This is a genomic window from Enterobacter sp. 237C8 (genome assembly GCF_034106865.1).
Taxonomy (GTDB): domain Bacteria; phylum Pseudomonadota; class Gammaproteobacteria; order Enterobacterales; family Enterobacteriaceae; genus Enterobacter; species Enterobacter asburiae_B.
On record NZ_JAWNDF010000001.1, the window covers coordinates 834,136 to 860,421 of the forward strand.

24 protein-coding genes are annotated in these 26,286 nt (G+C 56.8%); 19 read left to right on the forward strand and 5 right to left on the reverse strand.

Annotated features, from left to right (window positions below; translation table 11 throughout):
• The 13 genes from yceG to USF70_RS04125 all read left to right on the forward strand — a co-directional run bounded on the left by yceG (position 1) and on the right by USF70_RS04125 (position 11,528).
• Complete coding sequence (gene yceG, locus USF70_RS04065; protein WP_213787455.1) at positions 1 to 1,023, forward strand: cell division protein YceG; 1,023 nt, start codon at positions 1 to 3, stop codon at positions 1,021 to 1,023.
• Positions 1,013 to 1,654, forward strand: coding sequence for a dTMP kinase (gene tmk / locus USF70_RS04070; protein WP_023311155.1), 642 nt, complete (start codon positions 1,013 to 1,015; stop codon positions 1,652 to 1,654). Before yceG ends, tmk begins: the two co-directional genes overlap by 11 nt.
• Entirely contained in the window at positions 1,651 to 2,655 is a 1,005-nt protein-coding gene (gene holB / locus USF70_RS04075) for a DNA polymerase III subunit delta' (RefSeq protein ID WP_045143031.1), read from the forward strand. The genes tmk and holB overlap by 4 nt, the downstream gene beginning before the upstream one ends.
• A 10-nt stretch (positions 2,656 to 2,665) precedes the next feature.
• Positions 2,666 to 3,460, forward strand: a complete 795-nt coding sequence (locus USF70_RS04080) for a metal-dependent hydrolase (RefSeq protein WP_029739870.1) — start codon at positions 2,666 to 2,668, stop codon at positions 3,458 to 3,460.
• 298 nt (positions 3,461 to 3,758) lie between these two features.
• Positions 3,759 to 5,192 (forward strand): PTS glucose transporter subunit IIBC, encoded by a 1,434-nt coding sequence (ptsG, locus tag USF70_RS04085; RefSeq protein WP_320735296.1) that lies wholly within the window; start codon positions 3,759 to 3,761, stop codon positions 5,190 to 5,192.
• Positions 5,193 to 5,439: 247 nt separating this feature from the next.
• A complete protein-coding gene (gene hinT / locus USF70_RS04090) occupies positions 5,440 to 5,799 on the forward strand; it encodes a purine nucleoside phosphoramidase (RefSeq protein ID WP_006809243.1) in 360 nt (119 codons plus the stop codon).
• Between the two features lies 1 nt (position 5,800).
• Positions 5,801 to 6,175 (forward strand): YcfL family protein, encoded by a 375-nt coding sequence (locus USF70_RS04095; protein WP_023311159.1) that lies wholly within the window; start codon positions 5,801 to 5,803, stop codon positions 6,173 to 6,175.
• A 10-nt stretch (positions 6,176 to 6,185) separates the two neighbouring features.
• Entirely contained in the window at positions 6,186 to 6,833 is a 648-nt protein-coding gene (gene lpoB, locus USF70_RS04100) for a penicillin-binding protein activator LpoB (RefSeq protein WP_320735297.1), read from the forward strand.
• A complete protein-coding gene (gene thiK, locus USF70_RS04105) occupies positions 6,814 to 7,638 on the forward strand; it encodes a thiamine kinase (protein WP_320735298.1) in 825 nt (274 codons plus the stop codon). The genes lpoB and thiK overlap by 20 nt, the downstream gene beginning before the upstream one ends.
• Before the next feature lie 11 nt (positions 7,639 to 7,649).
• A complete protein-coding gene (nagZ, locus tag USF70_RS04110; RefSeq protein ID WP_023311162.1) occupies positions 7,650 to 8,675 on the forward strand; it encodes a beta-N-acetylhexosaminidase in 1,026 nt (341 codons plus the stop codon).
• A 34-nt stretch (positions 8,676 to 8,709) separates the two neighbouring features.
• Positions 8,710 to 9,252, forward strand: a complete 543-nt coding sequence (gene ycfP / locus USF70_RS04115; RefSeq protein WP_320735299.1) for an alpha/beta hydrolase YcfP — start codon at positions 8,710 to 8,712, stop codon at positions 9,250 to 9,252.
• 238 nt (positions 9,253 to 9,490) lie between these two features.
• A complete protein-coding gene (locus USF70_RS04120; protein WP_023335290.1) occupies positions 9,491 to 10,795 on the forward strand; it encodes an NAD(P)/FAD-dependent oxidoreductase in 1,305 nt (434 codons plus the stop codon).
• Between the two features lie 193 nt (positions 10,796 to 10,988).
• Positions 10,989 to 11,528, forward strand: coding sequence for a glycine zipper 2TM domain-containing protein (locus tag USF70_RS04125; RefSeq protein WP_008500779.1), 540 nt, complete (start codon positions 10,989 to 10,991; stop codon positions 11,526 to 11,528).
• A gap of 60 nt (positions 11,529 to 11,588) precedes the next feature.
• Here USF70_RS04125 and USF70_RS04130 read toward each other — a convergent pair whose 3' ends face one another.
• Positions 11,589 to 12,224 carry a TetR/AcrR family transcriptional regulator gene (locus USF70_RS04130; protein WP_029739866.1) on the reverse strand — a complete coding sequence of 212 codons (636 nt, stop codon included), beginning with the start codon at positions 12,222 to 12,224 and terminating at the stop codon, positions 11,589 to 11,591.
• A gap of 244 nt (positions 12,225 to 12,468) precedes the next feature.
• Here USF70_RS04130 and bhsA point away from each other — a divergent pair, with 244 nt between their 5' ends.
• The gene (bhsA, locus tag USF70_RS04135; protein ID WP_023616599.1) at positions 12,469 to 12,726 is read left to right on the forward strand and encodes a multiple stress resistance protein BhsA; all 258 of its coding nucleotides are present in this window, start codon (positions 12,469 to 12,471) and stop codon (positions 12,724 to 12,726) included.
• 75 nt (positions 12,727 to 12,801) lie between these two features.
• Here bhsA and ldtC read toward each other — a convergent pair whose 3' ends face one another.
• The 3 genes from ldtC to USF70_RS04150 all read right to left on the reverse strand — a co-directional run bounded on the left by ldtC (position 12,802) and on the right by USF70_RS04150 (position 19,020).
• The gene (gene ldtC / locus USF70_RS04140; RefSeq protein ID WP_221702502.1) at positions 12,802 to 13,767 is read right to left on the reverse strand and encodes a L,D-transpeptidase LdtC; all 966 of its coding nucleotides are present in this window, start codon (positions 13,765 to 13,767) and stop codon (positions 12,802 to 12,804) included.
• A 583-nt stretch (positions 13,768 to 14,350) separates the two neighbouring features.
• Positions 14,351 to 17,797: a transcription-repair coupling factor gene (mfd, locus tag USF70_RS04145; RefSeq protein WP_023311167.1), complete on the reverse strand. Its 3,447-nt coding sequence runs from the start codon at positions 17,795 to 17,797 to the stop codon at positions 14,351 to 14,353.
• Between the two features lie 149 nt (positions 17,798 to 17,946).
• Positions 17,947 to 19,020, reverse strand: coding sequence for an acyltransferase family protein (locus USF70_RS04150; RefSeq protein WP_033145222.1), 1,074 nt, complete (start codon positions 19,018 to 19,020; stop codon positions 17,947 to 17,949).
• Positions 19,021 to 19,276: 256 nt separating this feature from the next.
• Between USF70_RS04150 and lolC the strand changes: the two genes are divergently transcribed.
• The 5 genes from lolC to cobB are packed head-to-tail and all read left to right on the forward strand — an operon-like array spanning position 19,277 to position 24,215.
• Positions 19,277 to 20,476, forward strand: coding sequence for a lipoprotein-releasing ABC transporter permease subunit LolC (lolC, locus tag USF70_RS04155; RefSeq protein ID WP_032668182.1), 1,200 nt, complete (start codon positions 19,277 to 19,279; stop codon positions 20,474 to 20,476).
• Positions 20,469 to 21,170, forward strand: coding sequence for a lipoprotein-releasing ABC transporter ATP-binding protein LolD (gene lolD, locus USF70_RS04160; RefSeq protein ID WP_232938282.1), 702 nt, complete (start codon positions 20,469 to 20,471; stop codon positions 21,168 to 21,170). The genes lolC and lolD overlap by 8 nt, the downstream gene beginning before the upstream one ends.
• The gene (gene lolE, locus USF70_RS04165; RefSeq protein WP_032657985.1) at positions 21,170 to 22,414 is read left to right on the forward strand and encodes a lipoprotein-releasing ABC transporter permease subunit LolE; all 1,245 of its coding nucleotides are present in this window, start codon (positions 21,170 to 21,172) and stop codon (positions 22,412 to 22,414) included. Before lolD ends, lolE begins: the two co-directional genes overlap by 1 nt.
• Before the next feature lie 53 nt (positions 22,415 to 22,467).
• Entirely contained in the window at positions 22,468 to 23,379 is a 912-nt protein-coding gene (nagK, locus tag USF70_RS04170; RefSeq protein ID WP_048979230.1) for an N-acetylglucosamine kinase, read from the forward strand.
• Between the two features lie 14 nt (positions 23,380 to 23,393).
• Complete coding sequence (gene cobB, locus USF70_RS04175) at positions 23,394 to 24,215, forward strand: Sir2 family NAD+-dependent deacetylase (protein ID WP_023311172.1); 822 nt, start codon at positions 23,394 to 23,396, stop codon at positions 24,213 to 24,215.
• A gap of 45 nt (positions 24,216 to 24,260) precedes the next feature.
• Here the strand turns inward: cobB and USF70_RS04180 are convergent, their stop codons facing one another.
• Entirely contained in the window at positions 24,261 to 26,192 is a 1,932-nt protein-coding gene (locus USF70_RS04180) for a methyl-accepting chemotaxis protein (protein WP_033145225.1), read from the reverse strand.
• Positions 26,193 to 26,286: the final 94 nt, after the last annotated feature.

Consider the following 26,286-nt stretch of genomic DNA (forward strand, 5'->3'; position numbering starts at 1 on the left):
ATGAAAAAAATGTTGCGCTTTGTCCTTATCCTCATCGTCGCGCTGGGCGTCGCCGGCGGAGCAGGCGTATGGAAAGTTCGCCAGCTGGCGAACAGCAAGATCCTGGTTAAAGACGAAACGATCTTTACCCTGAAAGCGGGAACCGGCCGTCAGGCGCTTGGGGAACAGCTCTATGGCGACAAGATTATCAATCGTCCACGCGTATTCCAGTGGCTATTGCGCGTGGAACCTGAGCTGTCACATTTCAAAGCCGGTACCTATCGCTTTACGTCGGGAATGACCGTCAGAGAGATGCTGCAGCTGCTGGAAAGCGGTAAAGAAGCCCAGTTCCCCCTGCGGTTTGTGGAAGGGATGCGCCTGAGTGATTACCTCAAACAGCTGCGTGACGCGCCGTATATCAAACATACGTTAAAAGACGATAGCTATCAGACGGTGGCAGAAGCGCTGAAGCTTGAACATCCGGAATGGGTGGAAGGCTGGTTCTGGCCAGACACCTGGATGTACACGGCAGGCACGACCGATGTGGCTATCCTGAAGCGGGCGCACAAAAAAATGGTTGCCGCCGTAGATGCCGCCTGGGAAGGGCGGATGGAAGGATTGCCTTACAGCGATCCGAACCAGTTCGTCACCATGGCCTCGATCATCGAGAAAGAGACGGCCATCGCTGCTGAGCGCGATCGGGTGGCGTCAGTATTTATCAACCGTCTGCGCATCGGCATGCGTCTGCAAACCGACCCTACCGTAATCTACGGCATGGGTGAGAGCTATACCGGCAAGATCTCAAGAAAAGATCTGGAGACGCCAACGGCGTATAATACCTACGTGATTAGCGGTTTACCGCCGGGCCCGATTGCCACGCCGAGCGAGGCGTCGCTCAAAGCCGCCGCGCATCCGGCTAAAACACCGTATCTCTATTTTGTGGCTGATGGAAAAGGGGGGCATACCTTTAACACCAACCTTGCCAGCCACAATCGCTCTGTTCAGGACTATCTGAAGGCACTTAAGGAAAAAAATGCGCAGTAAATACATTGTCATTGAGGGACTCGAAGGGGCGGGTAAAACCACCGCCCGCAACGTGGTGGTGGATACGCTCAAAGCGCTTGGCGTGGCGGACATGGTATTTACCCGCGAGCCGGGCGGCACGCAGCTGGCTGAAAAGTTGCGCAGCCTGGTACTGGATATCAAATCCGTCGGCGACGAAGTTATCACTGACAAAGCCGAAGTGCTGATGTTCTACGCGGCGCGCGTTCAGCTGGTTGAGACGGTGATCAAACCCGCGCTGGCCGAGGGCAAGTGGGTGATCGGCGACCGTCACGATCTGTCGACTCAGGCGTATCAGGGCGGAGGACGCGGCATCGACCAGACAATGCTTGCCACGCTGCGTAATGCCGTACTGGGTGATTTTCGCCCCGACCTGACGCTCTATCTGGATGTGACCCCGGAAGTGGGTCTCAAACGTGCCCGCGCGCGCGGCGAGCTGGACCGCATTGAACAAGAGTCGTTTGATTTCTTTAACCGCACCCGTGCGCGCTATCTTGAACTGGCCGCACAGGACAGCTCAATTTGTACCATCGATGCGACGCAGTCTCTGGACGACGTTACGCGCGACATTCAGCACACCATTACGCAGTGGGTGCAGGAGCAGCAGGCATGAAATGGTATCCATGGTTGCGCCCACACTTTGAACAGCTGATCGGCAGCTATCAGGCGGGTCGGGGGCATCATGCGTTACTGATTCAGGCGTTGCCAGGAATGGGTGATGATGCGTTGATTTATGCCATCACCCGTTTTCTGATGTGTCAGCAGCCGGAAGGGCACAAGAGCTGTGGTAAATGCCGTGGCTGCCAGCTGATGCAGGCGGGCACGCATCCTGACTACTACACCCTTGAGCCTGAGAAGGGCAAAAGCGCGCTCGGTATCGATGCCGTGCGTGAAGTCAGTGAAAAATTGTATGAACACGCGCGACTGGGCGGCGCTAAAGTGGTCTGGCTTAAAGACGCCACGCTGCTTACCGAGGCGGCGGCTAACGCCCTGCTTAAAACCCTGGAAGAGCCGCCGGTTAAAACGTGGTTTTTCCTCTCATGCCGTGACCCGGGACGATTACTGGCAACGTTGCGTAGCCGTTGTCGTCTTCATCACCTTGCAGTACCTCAGGAATCGTGGGCGCTGAGCTGGCTTGAACGAGAGGTGACAACGTCACCTGAGAGTGCGCTGTCCGCCTTGCGCCTGAGCAGCGGCGCGCCCGCGGCGGCGCTGGCACTACTGCAGCCTGACGTCTGGTCAGAGCGAGAAACGCTCTGCCGGGCCCTGGATGTCTCACTGAACAGTCAGGACTGGCTAAGTTTACTGCCTGCGCTTAACAGCGATCGGGCCGTTGATCGTCTGCACTGGCTGGCCTCCCTACTGCTGGATGCGCTCAAAATCCAGCAAGGTGCAACGCTTCTGACTAACCCGGACGCGTTGCCGCTGGTGAATACGCTGGCGAACCGGCTCTCAGGGACGGTTCTTCACGCGATGCTCCATGACATCTGCCAGAGCCGTGAACAGCTTTTAACCGTAACGGGTCTTAATCGCGAGCTTTTACTGACCGACCAGTTACTGCGTATCGAACATTACCTGCAACCCGGCGTCACACCGCCTGTTTTCCATCTCTGAGAGAGACATTATGTTTTTAGTCGACTCACACTGCCATCTTGATGGCCTGGATTATCAATCCCTGCATAAAAACGTGGATGACGTGCTGGCAAAAGCCGCTGCCCGCGATGTGAAATTCTGTCTTGCGGTGGCGACGACGCTGCCGGGCTACCGCTCCATGCGTGAGCTGGTGGGCGTTCGCGATAACGTGGTGTTCTCCTGCGGCGTGCATCCGTTGAATCAGGACGAGGCCTACGACGTTGAGGATCTGCGCCGACTGGCAGCAGAAGAGGGCGTTGTGGCGATGGGCGAGACCGGGCTGGACTATTTTTACACGCCGGAAACCAAACCGCGCCAGCAGGAGTCCTTCCGCAACCATATTCGCATTGGTCGGGAACTGAATAAGCCGGTTATCGTCCACACCCGCGATGCGCGTGCGGATACCCTGGCTATCCTCCGGGAAGAAAACGTGACGGATTGCGGTGGCGTACTACACTGTTTCACAGAAGACAGAGAAACGGCGGGGAAGCTGCTTGATTTGGGGTTTTATATCTCGTTTTCGGGGATCGTGACGTTCCGTAACGCTGAGCAGCTGCGTGATGCTGCACGTTATGTTCCGCTCGATCGCATTCTGGTGGAGACGGATTCTCCGTACCTGGCACCGGTACCGCATCGCGGTAAAGAGAACCAGCCCGCTATGACGAGAGATGTGGCTGAGTACATGGCCGTACTGAAGGGCGTCAGCATCGATGAGCTGGCCCGCGTGACGACGGAAAACTTCTCCACGCTGTTCCATATCGACCCCGCCCGCCTGCAATCTGTTTGATACACCTGTTTTTTTTAGGCTCGTAATTAATAAGTAAAGCGAGTAAAGTTCACCGCCTCATTTGGGGCGGTGAGTGTGTATTTAGACACATCCGGACATGCTTTTTGTAAATAACTGAAAGTTTTTCGACCGCCTTAAGCTGAAACGTGATAGCCGTCAAACAAACTCAGAGGGAATTATTTTACTCTGTGTAATAAATAAAGGGCGCTTAGATGTCCTGTCCACGGCACGGTACTCCCCCCGGGCCAATGCGTGAAAGCGTAAAAAAAAGCACAAATACTCAGGAGCACTCTCAATTATGTTTAAGAATGCATTTGCTAACCTGCAAAAGGTCGGTAAATCGCTGATGCTGCCAGTATCCGTACTGCCTATCGCAGGTATCCTGCTGGGTGTCGGTTCTGCTAACTTCAGCTGGCTGCCAGCCGTAGTGTCCCACGTGATGGCCGAAGCAGGCGGTTCTGTCTTTGCTAACATGCCACTGATCTTCGCGATCGGTGTGGCTCTGGGCTTCACCAATAACGACGGCGTTTCTGCGCTGGCTGCAGTGGTTGCCTACGGCATCATGGTGAAAACCATGGCTGTGGTTGCGCCGCTGGTTCTGCATTTACCGGCAGAAGAGATCGCCGCGAAACACCTGGTGGACACCGGTGTTCTGGGCGGTATCATCTCCGGTGCGATTGCAGCGTATATGTTTAACCGCTTCTATCGCATCAAGCTGCCTGAGTATCTGGGCTTCTTCGCGGGCAAGCGTTTCGTTCCGATCATCTCTGGTCTGGCAGCGATTTTCACTGGCGTGATCCTGTCCTTCATCTGGCCACCAATCGGCTCTGCTATCCAGACCTTCTCTCAGTGGGCTGCTTACCAGAACCCGGTTGTGGCGTTTGGTATCTACGGCTTCATCGAGCGTTGCCTGGTACCATTCGGTCTGCACCACATCTGGAACGTTCCATTCCAGATGCAGATTGGTGAATTCACCAACGCAGCAGGTCAGGTATTCCACGGCGATATCCCACGTTACATGGCGGGCGACCCAACTGCAGGTAAACTGTCTGGTGGCTTCCTGTTCAAAATGTACGGTCTGCCAGCAGCTGCGATTGCTATCTGGCACTCTGCTAAGCCAGAGAACCGTGCAAAAGTGGGCGGTATCATGATCTCCGCAGCGCTGACCTCGTTCCTGACCGGTATCACCGAGCCGATCGAGTTCTCCTTCATGTTCGTTGCGCCGATCCTGTACGTTATCCACGCGATTCTGGCGGGCCTGGCGTTCCCAATCTGTATCCTGCTGGGTATGCGTGACGGTACGTCCTTCTCTCACGGTCTGATCGACTTCATCGTTCTGTCCGGTAACAGCAGCAAACTGTGGCTGTTCCCAATCGTGGGTGCGTGCTATGCCGTTGTTTACTACACCATCTTCCGCGTGCTGATTAAAGCACTGGACCTGAAAACTCCGGGTCGTGAAGATGCGACAGAAGACAGCAAAGCTGGCGCTACCAGCGAAATGGCTCCGGCACTGGTCGCAGCGTTCGGCGGTAAAGAGAACATCACTAACCTGGACGCGTGCATCACTCGTCTGCGTGTGAGCGTTGCCGACGTGGCGAAAGTAGACCAGCCGGGTCTGAAAAAACTGGGCGCAGCGGGCGTAGTTGTTGCAGGTTCTGGTGTACAGGCAATCTTCGGTACCAAATCCGATAACCTGAAAACCGAAATGGATGAGTACATCCGCAGCAACTAAGTTGTGACCTGGGGAGACTAAGGCAGCCGAATGGCTGCCTTTTTTATTTGTGTCTTAAAAAACGCCACTGAGACGCGAGAGCGGTCACTCTTCAGTCAGCTGGTGAACATTCAGGAAAGAAATCGAGGGAGGAGGTTGAAAGGACAGGAGAAACTCGCTCATACTCTTGGATTGTGTCACACACCGATCCCGGGAGTGTGTTTACAGCGGACGCATTGCGCCAGATTAAACAAAAAAGGAAAAGGTCATGGCTGAAGAAACGATTTTCAGTAAAATTATCCGCCGCGAAATTCCGTCAGATATCGTCTATCAGGATGAACTGGTGACGGCTTTCCGGGACATTTCCCCTCAGGCTCCGACGCACATCCTTATCATTCCCAATATTCTGATTCCGACTGTAAACGACGTAAAAACCGAGCACGAAGTGGCGTTAGGTCGTATGCTGACGGTGGCTGCCAAAATCGCTGAACAGGAAGGGATTGCAGAAGACGGTTACCGTCTGATCATGAACTGCAACCGCCATGGTGGCCAGGAAGTTTATCATATTCACATGCATCTGCTGGGTGGACGTCCTCTGGGGCCGATGCTGGCACATAAAGGTCTTTGACATGCTGAAAGGGCGTATTGCAGCGCTGGTAATGGCGATGATGATTGTGGGGTGCAGCTCGCGTCCGGCGATCCCCGTGAATGATGAACAGACGCTGGTCATGGAATCCTCCGTGCTTGCCGCGGGCATCACGGCGCAACAGCCTGCGTTGACCATCAGTGAAATCAACTCATCAGCCTCCTCTACGCTCTTTAATGAAAGACATGAACCAGTGACGGTCCACTACCGTTTTTTCTGGTATGACGTAAGAGGTCTTGAAATGCATCCGCTGGAGGCGCCGCGCAGCGTCACCATTCCGGCCAGGTCGTCGGTAACGCTCTATGGCAGCGCCAACTATCTGGGTGCGCATAAGGTGAGACTTTATCTTTATCTCTGAGGGGTGAACCTTGATTAAAAATTTGAGCCGCTATGCGCTCGTGACAGCTTTCGCTCTGTTTCTTGCAGGGTGTGTGACCCGAACTGAACAGCCTGCGCCTGTGGAAGAGGCTAAACCGGGTACTGAACAGCCGACATCGCCAACGCAGCAGCAGCCAACCGTGCCATCTGTACCGTCTATTCCGGCGCAGCCAGGCCCGATTGAACATCCGGACCAGACGTCACAGCCCACGCCGCGCGTGCGCCATTACGACTGGAACGGGGCGATGCAGCCGATGGTAGGCAAAATGCTGCAGGCGCAGGGCGTGACGGCGGGCAGCGTATTGCTGGTCGACAGCGTGAACAACCGTACCAACGGTTCGCTGAACGCGGGTGAAGCCACGGAAACCCTGCGCAATGCTCTGGCTAACAACGGCAAGTTTACGCTGGTCTCGGCTCAGCAGCTCGCCGTCGCCAAACAGCAGCTGGGCCTGTCGCCGCAGGATAGCCTCGGTACCCGCAGCAAGGCGATCGGCATTGCCCGTAACGTTGGCGCGCAGTATGTGCTTTACTCTAACGCCACCGGTAACGTGAATACCCCAGCCCTGCAGATGCAGCTGATGCTGGTTCAGACAGGCGAAATTATCTGGTCAGGTAAAGGTGCGGTTACGCAACAATGACGGCACGCGTGAAGAGATTCTGACGCGCTATTTTCCTCAGTACCGCCTTATCGCGCCGCAGGCCCATTCCGGGCTTGGCGGCGCGAGTTGCATTATAGAACAGGGCGAACGACGTCTGGTCTTGCGGCAAAATCACGACCCCGACGCGCCTGCCTCCCATTTCCGTCGTCAGTTTCGTGCCCTGAGACGTCTTCCGGCGGATCTCGTACCTGCCCCTCGTTTTTTCAGACAGGGCTGGATGGCCGTCGACTATCTGGAAGGTGAAGTTAAAAGCGCGCTGCCGGACACGCCGGAGCTTGCGGCGGTGCTGTATCATCTGCACCGGCAGCCACGTCTGGGATGGCGAATTACGTTATTCCCACTGCTGGAACATTACTGGCAGCAAGCCCTGCCTGACAGGCGTACTCCAGTGTGGCTGGCACTTCTCAGGCGGTTGCGTAAAACGGGCGAGCCGCAGCCGATTCGGCTCACGCCGCTGCATATGGATGTTCATGCCGGGAATATTGTTCATACGCCAGCGGGGATCAGGCTTATCGACTGGGAGTATGCCGGAGATGGCGATGTGGCGCTGGAGCTGGCGGCCGTCTGGACGGAAAGTGAAGCCGCGCGGCAGATGCTCATCAGGGAATACGCCCGGGTAGCGCATATTGACCCCGACGCGCTGAGGCGTCAGGTCAGGCGCTGGCGACCCTGGGTCATCATGTTAATGGCTGGCTGGTTTGAAATGCGCTATCGGCAGTCCAGAGACAAACAATTTATTGCGCTGGCAGACGATGCCTGGCGTCAGTTACAACCTAAAGGATAAGAGAGGTGGATGTGGGTCCAGTCATGTTGGATGTAGAAGGGTTTGAGCTGGATGCGGAGGAGCGTGAAATTCTGGCGCATCCGCTGGTGGGTGGCCTGATCCTGTTTACCCGCAACTATCACGATCCGGCGCAGCTGCGTGAGCTGGTGCGTCAGATCCGCGCCGCGTCGCGTAACCATCTGGTGGTGGCCGTCGATCAGGAAGGCGGGCGCGTGCAGCGTTTTCGCGACGGTTTTACCCGTCTCCCGGCAGCCCAGTCATTCGCTGCACTGCTCGGCACGGAAGAGGGTGGAAAACTGGCGCAGGAGGCCGGCTGGCTGATGGCCAGCGAAATGATTGCTATGGATATCGACATCAGCTTTGCACCGGTGCTGGATGTAGGGCATATCAGCGCTGCCATTGGAGAGCGCTCATACCATGAAGACCCGCGTATTGCGCTGGCAATGGCGACCCGGTTCATCGACGGCATGCACGACGCAGGCATGAAAACCACCGGGAAACACTTCCCGGGTCACGGGGCGGTGACGGCGGATTCTCACAAAGAGACCCCGCGCGATCCGCGCCCGGAAGCGGAAATTCGCGCCAAAGATATGTCGGTTTTCCAGTCGCTTATCACCGATAACAAGCTTGATGCCATTATGCCCGCGCACGTGATTTACAGCGACGTCGACCCGCGTCCTGCCAGCGGTTCTCCGCACTGGCTGAAAACCGTCCTGCGTCAGGAACTGGGCTTCAACGGCGTGATTTTCTCTGACGATTTGTCGATGGAAGGGGCCGCGATCATGGGCAGCTACGCTGAACGCGGTCAGGCATCGCTGGATGCGGGTTGCGATATGATCCTGGTCTGCAATAATCGTAAAGGTGCCGTTAGCGTGCTGGATAACCTGTCGCCGATCAATGCAGAGCGTGTTACACAATTGTATCATAAAGGTTCATTTAGCCGTCAGGAGCTGATGGATTCGGCGCGCTGGAAGACGGTCAACGCCCGGCTTGAAGACCTGAATGAGCGCTGGCAGGCACATAAAGCCAGCCTGTAAACCCTCCCGGAAGGCGTAGCGTGGTGAGAAGACGATGATCATCTATTTACACGGTTTTGACTCAAACAGTCCTGGCAATCATGAGAAGGTGCTGCAGCTGCAGTTTATCGATCCGGATGTACGGTTGATCAGCTACAGCACGCGCCATCCGAAGCATGATATGCAGCATCTGCTCAAAGAGGTGGACAAGATGTTGCAGCTCAACGTCGACGATCGCCCGTTGATTTGCGGCGTGGGGCTGGGCGGCTACTGGGCGGAGCGAATTGGCTTCCTGTGCGATATTCGCCAGGTGGTGTTCAATCCTAACCTGTTCCCGAACGAGAACATGGAAGGCAAAATTGACCGCCCGGAAGAGTATGTCGATATTGCGACCAAGTGCGTCAGCAATTTTCGTGAGAAAAACCGCGACCGCTGCCTGGTGATCCTTTCCCGTAATGATGAAGCGCTCAACACCCATCGGGCAGCAGAGCTCCTGCATCATTACTATGAGATCGTCTGGGACGAAGAACAGACCCACAAGTTCAAAAACATCTCTCCGCATCTGCAGCGTATCAAAGCGTTTAAAACGCTGGGTTAATCAATTACCCGCATGCATCAAAGCCCGGCCGCGAAAGCGTACCGGGCTTTCTTTTTGACCAGAATTGTCTACTTTTAAGCCATCAAAACTTGATGCATATCAATTTTGGTATGACCAATGCGCCTGACGTGGTATTCTCAATGCACCTGAATGGTTTCAGTGCTGTAACCTGTTGTTAATTAAGGGTTATTTTTATAACTTTTAATTAACAATTGGTTAATAATTTGAGGGGGTCACGTTGACTACGCCATTGAAAAAGATAGTGATTGTAGGCGGTGGTGCTGGCGGGCTGGAGCTGGCTACACAGCTGGGCAAGAAGCTGGGTCGCGGTAAAAAAGCCAAAATTACGCTGGTGGATCGTAACCACAGCCATCTGTGGAAACCGCTGCTGCACGAAGTGGCGACCGGTTCTCTGGATGAGGGCGTGGACGCGCTCAGCTATCTGGCGCACGCGCGCAACCATCATTTCCAGTTCCAGCTGGGCTCGGTGGTGGACATCAACCGTGAAAGCAAAACCATCACCCTGGCAGAGCTGCGCGATGAAAAAGGGGAGCTACTGGTTCCCGAGCGTAAACTGGCGTACGACACGCTGGTCATGGCGCTGGGCAGTACCTCCAACGACTTCAACACGCCGGGCGTGAAAGAGCACTGTATCTTCCTCGATAACCCGCACCAGGCGCGTCGTTTCCATCAGGAAATGCTGAACCTGTTCCTGAAGTACACCAGCAATATGGGTGCGAACGGTAAGGTGAATATCGCCATTGTCGGCGGCGGCGCGACGGGCGTTGAGCTGTCAGCGGAGCTGCACAATGCGGTGAAGCAGCTGCACAGCTACGGTTACAAAGGGTTAACTAACGAAGCGCTGAACGTCACGCTGGTTGAAGCCGGTGAACGTATCCTGCCTGCGCTGCCTCCGCGTATTTCCGGTGCGGCGCACAATGAGCTCACCAAGCTGGGCGTGCGGGTGCTGACGCAGACCATGGTGACCAGCGCCGACGAAGGCGGCCTGCACACCAAAGACGGCGAGTATATCAAAGCGGATCTGATGGTCTGGGCGGCTGGTATCAAAGCGCCTGACTTTATGAAAGAGATCGGCGGTCTGGAAACCAACCGCATTAACCAGCTGGTGACGGAGCCAACGCTACAAACCACGCGCGATCCTGAAATCTTTGCCATCGGTGACTGTGCCTCCTGCGCGCGTCCTGAAGGTGGATTCGTGCCGCCGCGCGCGCAGGCCGCTCACCAGATGGCAAGCCTGGTGCTGCACAACATTCTGGCGCAGTACAAAGGCAAGCCAATGAAAGCCTATGTCTACAAAGACCACGGTTCACTGGTGTCGCTGTCAAACTTCTCTACCGTCGGCAGCCTGATGGGCAACCTGATGCGCGGCTCAATGATGGTAGAAGGGCGCATTGCCCGCTTCGTGTATATCTCCCTGTACCGCATGCACCAGATTGCGCTGCACGGCTACTTCAAAACCGGGCTGATGATGCTGGTGGGCAGAATCAACCGCGTGATCCGTCCGCGTCTGAAGTTGCACTAATCTTTCACTCCCTCCGGGCCCTCCGGAGGGAGTTTTTAGCATTTCATGCTGTAGATCACAGTTTGACTGCTTAAGAGTTCTCCTAAATACAATATATCTCCTCTCAACGCCCCTTTTTTGATCCTTTATCTTATTGGCGAAGCCGTGCCTCCATTGCAAAATTGTTACCAATAGCAACAAAGGAGGAAGTCCCGTGAATAAATCAATGTTGGCGGGTATAGGGATTGGCGTCGCGGCTGCGTTAGGTGTGGCTGCCGTTGCCAGTCTCAACGTATTAGATCGCGGCCCGCAGTATGCACAGGTGGTTTCTGCTACACCGATTAAAGAAACCGTAAAAACGCCTCGTCAGGAGTGCCGTAACGTCTCCGTGACGCACCGTCGTCCGGTGCAGGATGAAAACCGCATTGCCGGTTCTGTTCTGGGGGCAGTAGCGGGTGGCGTTATTGGTCACCAGTTTGGCGGCGGCCGGGGTAAAGACGTGGCTACCGTGGTCGGCGCGCTGGGTGGCGGCTATGCCGGTAACCAAGTGCAGGGCGCGATGCAGGATAATGATACCTACACCACGACTCAGCAACGCTGCAAAACCGTCTATGACAAGTCGGAAAAAATGCTGGGCTATGACGTGACGTACAAAATTGGCGATCAGCAGGGCAAAATCCGCATGGATAAAGACCCGGGCACGCAAATTCCACTGGATGGAAACGGCCAGCTGGTTCTGAATAACAAAGTGTAAAAAAGATGTTCTCTGAATTTAGCTCCTCATGCGCTCAGGCTGAGGAGCTTTTTTTTTGCTTCAGATTTTCAGTAGCTCAGGCCACAGCCGCAGCGTGGTTTCGCTAATATGCTGCAGTTTTTCCAGCGTGGCTCCTTCACGGGCGCTGATCGACATCCCCTGCAAAATACAGCTCAGGTATTGCGCCAGCAGCTGAGGGTTGCATTGCGCCGGGATTTCACCGCGCTGCTGGCGCTGAGCCAGAAATGCGCTGAGGGTCTCTTCCTGCATGGCATGCCGTGATTTCACCGTATTGGCAATCTCTTTAGAGGACGCCGCAAGGGTGGCAGAGGTGTTAATCATAAAGCAGCCCGCAGGCGTCTCTTTACTGGTAAAGCAGGTCGCGACGGCGGTGAAATAGTCCCGGAGCGCCTGTTCAACGCTTTTCTCTTCGCAGAACAGCTGGGCTTCGTGTTTCGCCGCAAAGCGCGAAATGTATCTGTCCAGCACCGCCCTGAACAGCCCCTCTTTATTGGTAAATTCGGCATACAGCGTCGGCGCTTTGGCTCCGGTGGCTTCTACCAGATCGGAAAGCGAGGTTGCTTCATACCCATGTTGCCAGAAGAGAGTCATGGCCTTATCAAGCGCTGCATCCCTGTCAAACACTTTTGGTCGGCCACGGCTTTTCTTCGCACAACTCGTGACATCGGTTGTCATTTGCCGTTGGTCCTCTGTTGGTTTGGTGAATGACCATTATAAAAATAAACGCAACCCACCACCAGTGCAGAATGCTTAAAAATAAATTAATCATATATGTATGAAAAATAACAATTTTAAAATTAAGTTAACGATCGTTATAAAATTATGTTGACGCGTGACATGGATCACATTTATGATTTACCTATCGATCGTTAACTAAATGATTAACGACCTCCAAATTCATCTGCTAAAGGTAAACATCATGAAAAACGTAAAAACTCTCATCGCTGCCGCTGTCCTGAGTTCACTCTCTTTCGCAAGCTTTGCTGCTGTACAGGTGCAATCCACCCCTGCCGACCAGCATAAAGTCGGGACAATCTCTGCGTCTGCAGGTACTAACCTGGGTTCCCTGGAAGATCAGCTGGCGCAAAAAGCGCAAGAGATGGGTGCAAAATCTTACCGCATCACCTCAGTGACCGGTCCTAACACCCTGCACGGCACTGCTGTCATCTACAAATAAGCCGTGCATGAACCCTCATTTATGCCACTGCAATAAAAAACGCCCTGCTGAGCAGGGCGTTTTTTTATTTCTGATTTACATCGACTGCGGGACGACACCGTGATGCCGGGTGACATCGGTCGGCATGCCTGACCGGGCTTCCATCGCACGTTCCATCACCACGCTGTTGGTATTCGCATTCGTTTTGAAACTTACCATCGCGGCATTCAGGTTAATGGGCAGCGTCTGCGGATCGTCACCAATGTTTTTCGATAACGGCTGATGGATCTCAACCAGCCGCACGCCGCCGGGCTCCTCTGAAACTTTAATCGGCGTATTGATAATATTCACTTTAGTTCCCGGCGTAACGACGTTAAACAGCGTTTTGATATCGTCATCGCGCAGACGAATACAGCCGGAGCTGACGCGCATGCCGATGCCAAAGTCCGCATTCGTTCCGTGCAGCAGGTAGACGCCGCCGTATGCCGCGAGGCGTATCGCGTGGTGTCCCATCGGGTTATCCGGACCTGCCGGCACCACGGCAGGAAGATCGATCCCCTGGGCCTTATAACGGGCACGAATGTTGGCCGTCGGGGTCCAGGTTGGATTCGCGCGTTTATCCGAGACGGTGGTGACCATCGTCGGCGTCAGCGTGTCGCCGCCCAGCTGACCAATACCGATAGGGTAGACGGTGACTTCATTTTTACCCGGCGGGTAATAGTACAGGCGCAGCTCGGCCAGGTTTATCACCATCCCCTCGCGCGGGGCGTCCGGCAGGATGGTCTGTAACGGGATGGTCAGTACGCTGCCCGCGCGCGGGACATACGGATCGACGCCGGGGTTCGCCTGCAGCAGGGCCAGAAAACCGACGTTATATTTTTTGGCAATCGCTTCCAGTGAACCGCCATTATTTTCAACCACATGAAAGCGGTTTTCACCCACCACCTTGCTGCCGGGAGGGGGAAGGGGCCAGGTGTTTGCCCGGGCGGGAAGCGCAACCGCGACGGTGGCTGCCAGCGCAAACAGAGTCATCCAGCGAGTAAAACGCGAAGAGGTCATCATCACCATAATCCATGTAAATGATAAGGTTATTGTTTTGTAAGGCGTTAAACATAATTATGGCGAATGGGTGTGTCGGGAAGATCGGGTGAAGTGCAAAGAGTTTGTAAATTGTCCCCCCGTAGCGCCGGGCTAACAGGGGGAAGGGATCCCCATAAAATAATGCCTGAACGGACGACCCTCTCTCCCTTGAGGGAGAGGGTTGGGGTGAGGGGGAACATACGGCTCTGGTGGTCATTCCGTTCACTTCATGTTCCTTGCTACTCTTTAACGACATAACCGGTGAACGTGCCAGGGTGGCTCAGTCGCCACCACCCTGGCGACCCGGGCTCCCGGTGGTAAATCGCCGCTTCGCGATGCCCTCGGCTTATTCCTTCCGGCTTATCGGGGACGGGCGGAGGCAACGTCCATGTAAAGCCCGCCCTCTCGGCGCATCCCTGCGCCTCGCCCCGGCCTGCAGGAAACGCCTCAGCGATTTACAGCCGGACCAGGGTGTCGCTGTAAGCTGTTCATTCCCGGAAGCAACTTTCATCGCTTCCGGTTAATAAACTACATGAAACTCCTCAGCTAACAGGGGGAAGGAAGGTTAAGCGATCGCGTTCTCTTCCAGCTGACGCATAAAGTTACGCACCCAGTCCATACGGGTTTTGCGCTCCGTCAGCTCCTGGGTAAATTTCAGACGGGTTGGACCATCCAGACGGAAATGCTGCGGCTGTTTTTGCAGCAGGCCGATTAGCCACATCGGGTTGACGTGATTCTTCTCGGCGAATTCAATCACGCCGCCTTTTTCATTGCCTTCAAGCTTGCGGATCCCCAGCTTTTGCGCCTGCTGGCGCAGCCTCGCGATATCCAGCAAATTTCTCGCCGGATCGGGCAGCAGTCCAAAGCGGTCAATCAGCTCCACCTTAATCTCTTCCAGCTCGTTCTCCTTCTTCGCGCTGGCGATGCGCTTGTAGAACGACAGTCGGGTATTCACGTCCGGAATAAAATCGTCCGGCAGCAGGGAAGGCATACGCAGCTCGACCTCGGTCTGCTGGCTGGTGAGATCTTCCAGCGACGGCTCGCGTCCGGCCTTCAGGGCATCAACCGCGTTTTCCAGCAGCTCCATATAGAGCGAGAAGCCGATGGTTTCCATGGAGCCGCTCTGGTCTTCACCCAGCAGCTCGCCGGCACCGCGGATCTCGAGATCGTGCGTGGCCAGCGCAAAGCCTGCGCCGAGGTCTTCCAGCGAGGCGATGGCTTCCAGACGCTTTTGCGCGTCGGTGGTCATCGCTTTCGGATGCGGCGTCAGTAGCCAGGCGTAGGCCTGATGGTGCGAACGCCCGACGCGGCCGCGCAGCTGGTGAAGCTGCGCCAGACCAAAGTGATCCGCACGCTCAATGATGATGGTGTTTGCCGTCGGAATGTCGATCCCGGTCTCAATGATGGTGGTGCACACCAGCACGTTAAAGCGCTGGTGGTGGAAGTCGTTCATTACCCGTTCCAGCTCGCGCTCGCGCATCTGCCCGTGACCGATAGCTATGCGCGCTTCCGGCACCAGCTCCGCCAGCCTGTCCGCGGCTTTCTGAATGTTTTCCACGTCATTGTAGAGGTAGTAGACCTGACCTCCGCGCAGCACTTCACGCAGAATGGCCTCACGCACCACCAGATTATCGTACTCGCGGACAAAGGTTTTCACCGCCAGACGGCGCGCCGGCGGCGTGGCGATAATAGACAGATCGCGCATGCCGCTCATCGCCATGTTGAGGGTTCGCGGGATCGGCGTCGCGGTCAGGGTCAGGATATCGACGTCGGCGCGCATCGCTTTGATTCGCTCTTTATGACGTACCCCGAAGCGGTGCTCTTCGTCGACGATCAGCAGCCCCAGATCTTTCCACTTCACATCGCTTTGCAGCAGCTTGTGGGTGCCGATCAGAATATCGATTTTGCCTTCGCTGGCCTGTTCGAGGATCTGCGTCTGCTCTTTAGTGCTGCGAAAACGCGAGAGCATCTCGATACGTACCGGCCAGTTGGCGAAACGGTCGCGGAAGTTGTCAAAGTGCTGCTGAGCGAGCAGGGTGGTCGGCACCAGCACCGCCACCTGCTTGTTGTTTTCCACCGCAAGGAAGGCGGCGCGCATCGCCACTTCGGTTTTGCCGAAGCCGACGTCGCCGCAGACTAAGCGGTCCATGGCCAGCGGCTGGCACATGTCGCTCAGCACGGCGTTGATGGCCTGGGCCTGATCCGGCGTGGTTTCAAACGGGAAGCTGTCGCAGAACAGCTGGTACTGTTCTTTATCGTGCTTAAAGGCGAAGCCCTGTTTGGCCGCGCGCTGGGCGTAGATATCCAGCAGCTCGGCTGCCACATCGCGCACTTTTTCCGCCGCCTTCTGGCGCGCGCGCGCCCAGGCATCGCCGCCCAGCTTGTGCAGCGGCGCATTTTCTTCGGCGCCGCCCGCGTAGCGGCTGATCAGATGCAGGGAGGAGACCGGGACATACAGTTTGGCGTCGTTGGCGTAGGTGAGCATCAGGTATTCACCTTTGATGCCGCCCGCTTCCAGCGTGGTCATCCCCTGATAGCGCCCAACGCCGTGCTCCAGGTGAACAATCGGCTGGCCCGGATGCAGCTCGGCCAGGTTACGGATCAGCGTGTCCGGGTTGATGGTCCGACGGCTGTCCTGACGGCGGCGCGCGACGCGCTCGCCCAGCAGGTCGCTTTCGCAAATCAGCGCCAGGTTGTTGAGCGTGTCGATGAACCCGTGCTCGGCGGCGCCAATCATCAGGTAACGACCGTTTCCGGTCGCTTCGCTCAAACGCAGGATGCGCTTCGGCGCCACCTTAATGCGTCCCAGCAGCTCACCTAACGCTTCGCGGCGGCCTTCACTCTCAACGGAGAACACCACCGGGCCGGTGAAGGACTCCAGGAACTTGCGCAGATTATCCAGCGGGGATTTCTGCTGCGCCTGAACGGCCAGGTCCGGCAGCGTCCGGAAGGCGAGGTTGGTATTGGCGGCCTTGTCGGCAAGCGAATCGGTTTTCAGCTGCATGCGCGGCCAGCGCTTCAGCTCGGCGTTGAGCTCGTCGGTGCGCAGCCACAGCGCTTCCGGCGGCAGCAGCGGACGCATTGGGTCAACGCCACGGTTTTCAAAACGGGCGCGGGTTTCGCTTTCAAAGCGGCTGGCGCTGGCGTCGATATCCCCGGTGTTGACAATCAGCGTATTCGCCGGGAAGTAGCTGAACAGGGCAGGCAGCGGCTCGTTGAAGAACAGCGGCTGCCAGTATTCGATCCCGGCTGGAAGCGTGCCTTTACTGACCTGCTGATAAATATGTTCCGCGTCGCGCTTCACCTCGAACTTATCGCGCCACTGGCTGCGGAACAGCTCGATAGCGGTTTTGTCCGTGGGGAACTCATGCGCGGGCAGTAAATTGATCGACTCGACTTCCTCCAGCGTGCGCTGCGTGTCGGCGTCGAATACGCGCAGGCTGTCGATTTCATCATCAAAGAAATCCAGACGATACGGCTGGTCGCTGCCCATCGGGTAAAGGTCAAGCAGCGCGCCGCGGGTCGCGTATTCCCCGTGCTCCATCACCTGGTCGACGTGGCGATAGCCGGCACCGTCAAGCTGCGCGCGCAGGGCATCACGGGAGAGGCGCTGGCCTTTTTTCATCACCAGCGCGTGACCGTGCAGATAGCTGTGCGGACAGACGCGCTGCATCAGGGTGTTCACCGGCACAATCAGCACGCCGCGCTGCATGGTCGGCAGCTGATAGAGCGTCGACAGGCGCGAGGAGATGATCTCCTGATGCGGAGAGAAGCTGTCATACGGCAGCGTCTCCCAGTCGGCCAGGCTGAATACCAGGCTATCGGTGAACTGGCGAATTTCGTCGTGCAGGCGCAGGGCGTTTTGCATATCCGGGGCAACCAGAATCACCGGGCCTGGATGACGCTCGGCGATTTCCGCCACCAGCGTGGCGCACGCCGCGCCCGTGAGTTCACCCAGCTGGCGCTGGTCGCCCGCTTTGACAGGCAAGGAATAACGATAGTGTTCAGGCATAGCTATGTCAGAGTCTCTTATGGATATACCAACAGTATTGGGGCATATCACTGATACGCAATGTCTTTATTATCCTCGATCGTTTTACATAAGCAAATCGTAACCGCACGGCGGGGCTAAACGCCCCCGAAACGGGGGCGGAGAGGGCATTAACGCGTTGAAGGTGACAGGGTTAGCGTAGACGGAGGAGAGAAGAAAACGTCCCCAAACAGCGCGGTGGAGATTTTACGCACTCCGAGCCCGGCAAGGGTACAGATAAGCAGGCTGGCAAACGGGTAGACCAGCACCAAGGTGAGCTCTGCCCAGACCGGCCACGAGGCGGCATTCATTTCGCCAATCAGGAACAGGCTAAAGGCCTCAATCAGGATGCGGTGGGTGGTATAAATCGCAATGGTATTGGAGCCAATCACGTTCAGCAGATTGTTCGGGTTAACGGCGTAGCGCTGCTCAAGGCTGTAGAACAGCTTCATGATCAACACAATCGACAGCAATGAGAGGAGCAGCGGAACGTTAGCAAACCACAGCACCACGGAGACGGCGGCGAAAGCGCCGGTTGCCAGCCAGATGCGGCGCAGGTTGACGCTTTTCATCCACGTCATCAGCGCTGCGCCATACCACGCCCCGAGGCTGTAGTAGATCATGTTGCGGACCACGCTGTTCATTCCCCACCACGGCAGCGGCAGGAAGTTAATCGCGATGCTCGCCAGCGCCAGCAGTCCAAGAACCGGCAGCTTCCAGCGGCTCAGCAGTTTACACAGCGTGAAGTAGACCACCAGGGCATACAGATACCACAGGCTGGTGCTGGCGGTGAGCATACCCCGTACAAATCCTGAGAGCGAGTCGGCGTAGGCCGCGTTCGACGCGGTGGCAAGCTCACGCTCGGGCGCCAGCCAGGCGTTCAGGTGGGTCAACGCCTGCCATTGCAGAACGCCCCACAGCGCCAGGACCCAGACAATGCTCCAGATCCGTTTATCGAGACTGGTTCGCCAGTCCACTTCGTCAATATAACGACGGATCAGATAGCCGGAGATAAAGAAGAAGACCGGCATACGAAACGGTGCGAGATAGAGGTTAAAATAGACCCAGCATTTGGCGAGAAGGCCGGAGAGCGGGTGCTGCAGCCCGATCAGATGCGGATAAAACGTGATAACCGAATGATAGATAACCACCAGGCAGATACACAGCCCTTTTATCTGGTTAATCCATAATGCTTTTTGCTTCATTGTTCGCCACTACCTTATTGCCATAAACGAACGAGCAATTGTTGTAAAACGAAGCCGGGATGTAATGGGTAACAGTCTGTATCCGGCGGTTTTTCGGAAAAGGTGGAGGTTGCGAGGCGAGTATTCAGACAATAGCACCCTGATTTATCTGAATTTTTAGGAAGAATGATTACCAAAGCTTACTGTTTCAGTCATTTACGCTTAACGGATTCGCTTATATACTCGTGGGTCTGCTATCAGCAAACAGACGGATTTCATGTATCAACCTGTCGCACTCTTCATAGGCTTACGTTACATGCGTGGGCGCGCCGCGGACCGCTTCGGTCGCTTTGTCTCCTGGCTTTCGACTATTGGCATTACGCTTGGCGTGATGGCACTGGTGACGGTACTTTCCGTCATGAATGGCTTTGAGCGCGAGCTGCAAAACAACATCCTGGGGCTGATGCCGCAGGCCGTTCTCTCATCATCCAACGGTTCGGTTAACCCGCAACAGCTGCCGGAAAGCGCGGCGAAGTTACAGGGCGTCACGCGCGTCGCGCCGTTGACGACCGGTGACGTGGTGCTGCAAAGCGCCCGCAGCGTGGCGGTCGGCGTGATGCTGGGTATTGACCCGGCGCAAAACGATCCGCTGACGCCGTATCTGGTTAACGTGAAGCAGACCGATCTGGAAGCCGGGAAATACAACGTGATTCTGGGTGAACAGCTTGCCGGACAGCTTGGCGTCAACCGCGGCGATCAGCTGCGCGTGATGGTGCCTTCTGCCAGCCAGTTTACGCCGATGGGGCGCCTGCCAAGCCAGCGCCTGTTCAACGTGATTGGTACCTTTGCTGCCAACAGCGAAGTCGATGGTTACCAGATGCTGGTTAACATTCAGGACGCTTCACGCCTGATGCGCTACCCGGCAGGGAACATCACCGGCTGGCGTCTGTGGCTCGATGCGCCGCTGAAGGTCGATACCCTCAGCCAGCAAAAACTGCCGGACGGCACCAAATGGCAGGACTGGCGCGAGCGTAAAGGCGAACTGTTCCAGGCCGTGCGGATGGAAAAAAATATGATGGGGCTGCTGCTGAGCCTGATCGTGGCCGTGGCCGCATTTAACATCATCACCTCGCTGGGCCTGATGGTAATGGAGAAGCAGGGCGAAGTCGCCATTCTGCAAACCCAGGGGCTCACGCCGCGCCAGATCATGGCGGTGTTTATGGTGCAGGGTGCCAGCGCAGGCATCATTGGCGCGCTGCTCGGCGCCGTGCTGGGGGCCTTGCTTGCCAGCCAGCTTAATAACTTAATGCCGATCATCGGCGCCCTGCTCGACGGCGCGGCGCTGCCGGTGGCTATCGAGCCGCTGCAGGTGGTCGGTATTGCGCTGGCCGCGATGGCCATTGCGCTGCTTTCTACGCTTTATCCTTCCTGGCGCGCTGCCGCCACTCAACCCGCTGAGGCTTTACGTTATGAATAAGATCCTGTTGCAATGCGACAACCTGTCCAAACGCTATCAGGAAGGCACTGTGCAAACCGACGTGCTGCACAATGTGAGCTTCAGCGTGGGCGAAGGCGAGATGATGGCGATTGTCGGTAGCTCCGGCTCGGGTAAAAGTACGCTGCTGCATCTGCTGGGCGGGCTGGATACGCCAACCGAAGGCGACGTGATTTTCTCCAGCCAGCCGATGAGCAAAATGTCCTCCGCGGCGAAGGCCGAGCTGCGCAACCGCGAGCTGGGCTTTATCTACCAGTTCCACCACCTGCTGCCGGATTTCACGGCGCTGGAAAACGTGGCGATGCCGCTGCTGATTGGCAAAAAGAAACCGGCAGAAATTAACGCCCGCGCCAGCGACATGCTGAAAGCGGTAGGGCTGGGCCATCGCGGTAACCATCGTCCCTCTGAGCTTTCCGGCGGCGAGCGCCAGCGCGTGGCGATTGCCCGTGCGCTGGTCAACAACCCGCGTCTGGTGCTGGCGGATGAGCCTACCGGTAACCTGGATGCCCGCAATGCGGACAGTATTTTCCAGCTTCTGGGCGAGCTGAACGCCTCGCAGGGCACCGCGTTTCTGGTCGTGACCCACGATCTGCAGCTGGCAAAACGCATGGGGCGCCAGCTTGAAATGCGCGACGGCCATCTGAACGCGGAACTGACCCTGATGGGAGCAGAGTAATGGCGTCACCGTTATCCTTACTCATTGGTTTACGTTTTAGCCGCGGCCGCCGCCGCGGCGGCATGGTGTCGCTGATCTCCGTCATCTCGACCATCGGCATTGCGCTCGGTGTGGCGGTGCTGATTGTCGGCTTGAGCGCCATGAACGGCTTTGAGCGCGAGCTGAATAACCGCATTCTGGCGGTAGTGCCGCACGGGGAGATCGAGCCGGTTAACCAGCCGTGGACGAACTGGAGCGATGCGCTCGCCAAAGTCGAAAAGGTGCCGGGCATTGCCGCCGCCGCGCCCTACATTAACTTTACCGGGCTGGTGGAGAGCGGGGTAAACCTGCGCGCGATTCAGGTGAAAGGGGTCAACCCCGCCCAGGAAGCGCGTCTCAGCGCGCTGCCAAACTATGTGCAGAACGGCGCGTGGGCCAACTTTAAGGCCGGCGAGCAGCAGATCATCATGGGTAAAGGCGTGGCCGATGCCCTGAAGGTCAAGCAGGGCGACTGGGTGTCGATCATGATCCCGAACGCCAGCGCCGACCACAAGCTGCAGCAGCCTAAGCGCGTGCGCCTGCACGTCACCGGTATTCTTCAGCTGAGCGGTCAGCTTGACCATAGCTTTGCGATGGTGCCGATGGAGGATGCGCGCCAGTATCTCGACATGGCCGACAGCGTGACGGGCATTGCCATCAAGGTGAACGACGTCTTTAACGCCAACAAGCTGGTTCGCGACGCGGGCAGCGTGACCAATAACTATGTCTACATCAAAAGCTGGATCGGCACTTACGGCTATATGTACCGTGATATCCAGATGATCCGCGCCATCATGTATCTGGCGATGGTGCTGGTGATTGGTGTCGCGTGCTTTAATATCGTCTCGACGCTGGTGATGGCGGTCAAGGACAAGAGCGGCGACATCGCCGTGCTGCGTACGCTGGGGGCGAAAGACGGTCTTATTCGCGCCATCTTCGTCTGGTACGGTTTGCTGGCGGGGCTGTTCGGCAGCCTGTGCGGCGTAGTGATTGGCGTGGTGGTTTCCCTGCAGCTGACGCCGATTATCAACGGGATCGAAAAGCTTATCGGCCACCAGTTCCTGTCGGGTGATATCTACTTTATTGACTTCCTGCCGTCTGAACTGCACTGGCTGGACGTTTTTTATGTGCTGGTTACAGCACTTTTACTGAGTCTGCTGGCAAGCTGGTATCCGGCGCGTCGCGCAAGCCGAATTGATCCGGCGAGGGTATTAAGTGGCCAGTAATTACGTCATGATCTAGCGGCTTTCGGGCCGCCAGGTTAAAAGAGGAATGCGTTATGTATTACGGATTTGATATTGGCGGCACCAAGATTGCGCTCGGCGTGTTTGATAAAGACCTCAAACTACAGTGGGAAACCCGCGTTCCCACGCCGCGCGAAAGCTACGACGAATTTTTAACCGCGATTGCCGCGCTGGTGGCGCAGGCCGATGAACGCTTTGGCGTGAAAGGCAGCGTCGGCATCGGCATTCCGGGTATGCCCGAAACCGACGACGGCACGCTGTATGCCGCCAACGTGCCTGCCGCCAGCGGTAAACCGCTCCGCGCCGATCTCTCTGCCCTCCTTGAACGCGACGTGCGTTTAGACAATGATGCTAACTGCTTTGCGCTCTCCGAAGCCTGGGACGATGAGTTCCGTCAGTATCCGCTGGTGATGGGGCTGATCCTCGGTACCGGCGTCGGCGGGGGAATTGTGATCAACGGGAAGCCAATCACCGGGCGCAGCTACATCACCGGCGAGTTTGGTCATATCCGTCTCCCGGTGGATGCCCTGGAGGTAGTGGGGCGCGATTTCCCGCTGACCCGCTGCGGCTGCGGCCAGCACGGCTGTATTGAGAACTACCTCTCCGGCCGCGGGTTTGCATGGCTTTACGAACACTTCTATCATCAGAAACTTGAGGCCCCTCAAATCATTACCCTGTGGGAGCAAGGGGATGCGCAGGCGCGTGAGCACGTCGAGCGCTATCTGGATCTGCTGGCGGTGTGTCTGGGAAATATTCTCACCATCGTCGACCCGGATCTGCTGGTGATCGGGGGAGGGCTTTCAAACTTTACCGCGATTACGGAACGGTTGTCCGGGCGTTTGCCCCGACATTTATTGCCGGTTGCCCGCGTGCCGCGTATTGAACGCGCGCGACACGGGGACGCAGGAGGCATGCGCGGAGCCGCATTCCTTCATCTCACCGATTAGTTTACGAGGTTTCTATGCTGTCGCGTCGCCAGGGTCGACTCAGCCGTTTTCGCAAAAACAAACGCCGCTTGCGTGAGCGCTTGCGCCAGCGGATCTTTTTCAGAGACAGAATGATGCCAGAAGCGATGGATAAACCCAGAGTGGTGGTGCTGACCGGGGCGGGGATCTCCGCCGAGTCAGGAATTCGAACCTTCCGCGCGGCGGACGGGCTGTGGGAAGAGCACCGCGTGGAGGATGTAGCCACGCCGGAAGGCTTTGCCCGCGATCCGGATCTCGTGCAGGCGTTTTACAACGCCCGCCGCCGTCAGCTTCAGCAGCCTGACGTCGCGCCGAATGCGGCACATCTGGCGCTGGCGAAGCTCGAAGAGGCGCTCGGCGATCGTTTTCTGCTGGTGACGCAGAATATCGATAACCTGCACGAGCGGGCCGGTAACAAGAACATCATCCACATGCACGGCGAGCTGCTCAAGGTTCGCTGCGCCTGGAGCGGTCAGGTGCTGGACTGGCAAGAGGACGTGCTGCCTGAGGATAAGTGCCACTGCTGCCAGTTCCCGTCGCGCCTGCGTCCGCACGTGGTCTGGTTCGGTGAAATGCCGCTGGGAATGGATGATATCTACAGCGCGCTGGCGATGGCCGACGTGTTTATCGCCATCGGCACATCCGGTCATGTTTATCCGGCGGCGGGGTTTGTCCACGAAGCGCGACTGCACGGTGCGCATACGGTAGAACTCAATCTTGAGCCAAGCCAGGTGGGCAGCGAGTTTGAAGAGAAACACTACGGTCTGGCAAGCACGGTCGTCCCGGAGTTTGTCGACAAGCTGCTGAAAGGGCTATAACGGCAATCGCGTGAAAAGGCACCCGTCCAGCGGGTGCCTTTTTATTTATGAGTGGAAGAACGCCAGCGTCTTCTCGAGCGATTTAGCCTGCTCATCCAGCGAGAGCGCCGCCGCAGAGATCTGCTGAACCAGCGAGGCGTTCTGCTGGGTCGTGCTGTCCATCTGGTTAACGGCGGTGCTGACCTGGCTAATCCCGCGATTTTGCTCGTCCAGCGCCTGAACGATATCGTTGATGACCAGATGCACATGCGACACCGCTTCAATCACCTGTTTCATCATCACGCCGGTTTCATTGACCAGCTCAACGCCTTTGCTGACGCGCCCTGAGGACTCGGCAATCAGCTGAGAGATCTCTTTTGCCGCGTTAGCGCTTCGCTGGGCAAGATTGCGCACTTCCCCTGCGACGACCGCGAAGCCGCGCCCCTGTTCGCCTGCCCGTGCCGCTTCAACGGCAGCATTCAGCGCCAGGATATTGGTCTGGAAGGCGATGCCATCGACAATGCTGTTAATCTCGCCGATCTTACGCGCGCTCTCATCAATCTCCCCAATCACCACGACCACGTCGTTCACCAGCGTTTCGCCATGCCCGGCGAGGCTCGCGGCGCGATCGGTCAGCGTGGTCGCCTTGTGGGCGTTGTCGGCGTTATTCTTCACCGTGACCGAAATCTCTTCCATGCTGGCTGCCGTTTCAACAATCGCAGCCGCCTGTTCCTCGGTTCGCGAGGCGAGGTCCAGGTTGCCCGCCGAAATTTCGCTGGTGCCGCCGTGCACGGAGTGGCTGGCTTCGCTGATGTTGTCGACGATGCGCTTGAGCTGCATCTGCATGGTGTGCAGGGCGTAAAAAATGCTGTGGGTATCTCCGGAACGCACCGGGATGGTGTTGTTCAGGTCTCCCCGGGCAACGGCCAGAGCGATCCCGGCGGCCTCAGAAGGTTCTCCCCCAACCGGACGGTCAACTTTGCGGGTGAAGATCTGTGCCATGACCAGGCTAACCGCCACGATGCTTAGCACCATCATGATGATGGCTTTCAGTAAAAATGCGCGCGCTTCGGCCATCACTTCGCTGACCGGCGTGATAATGGCAAGTTTCCACGGCGTCTGGCTGTTACCGACGGCGATGTCCTGCCAGGTGATAAACACGTCCTCCTTCAGCAGCGGATCGTTAATGCGGGTGACGTCATGACCGGCAATCTGACCGGCGTAAGGCTTGCCCGCCGCGCGCTTGTCCGGGCTGGACACCACGTTATGACCTGCGGAGAGGAGCAGGGCATAGCCCGTGCCGTTCCACGGTTTAATCGCGCCGATCGTCGATTGCAGCGTGGCGAGAGAGAAGTCAGAGGTGACCGAGCCCAGAAACTGACCGTCACGCATGATGGGGGCGGCAATCGAGGTGAGCATCACGTCCACGCCGTTGTAGGGATAGATATAGGGTTCGATGATCACATCTTTATGGCGTTGTTTCGGCAGCAGATAATAATCGCCGCTGCCGGGCGTTTCGATGTCCGTCAGCAGGTGTAATGCCGGTTTGCCGGTGGCGTCCCGGTCAACGTAGCGGGCGTAGCGCCCGGCAGGATCTTCACCGCTTTGACCGGCCCAGACGGCATCTTTATCGTCGAACGCGTTAGGCTCAAAGGCCATCGACATGGAGAGAAACTGCGGGTGAGCCGAAAGGTAGTGGATGAGCAGCTGGTTCAGGCTCTGGCGATCGGTCACGCCCGCCTCGCGCAGCGCCAGGGCGCTGTTGCCCATATCCCGGGCGGCAGTCAGGGCAGAATCCAGCTGTTTACTGACCTGCAACGCTTGCACCTCGGCAATCTGGCGGATATGCTTTTTGGCCAGAACCTCCTGCTGTGCCATCCACTGCCACATCATAAACCCGATCGTTGCCGTAAAGCCCACCGTTACGGTGAGGAAAATGGACAATAGCATCAACGTCTTGACTCTTATTTTTTTTCTTTGGACCACGGCGTCTTTCATTCTCATCTCCCGTAATATCGTGCATGTCGGGCAGGCACATATTCCTTATCGGATATTTTCTCCTCTTTCTGTAGAGCGCCAGGGATATTTAATT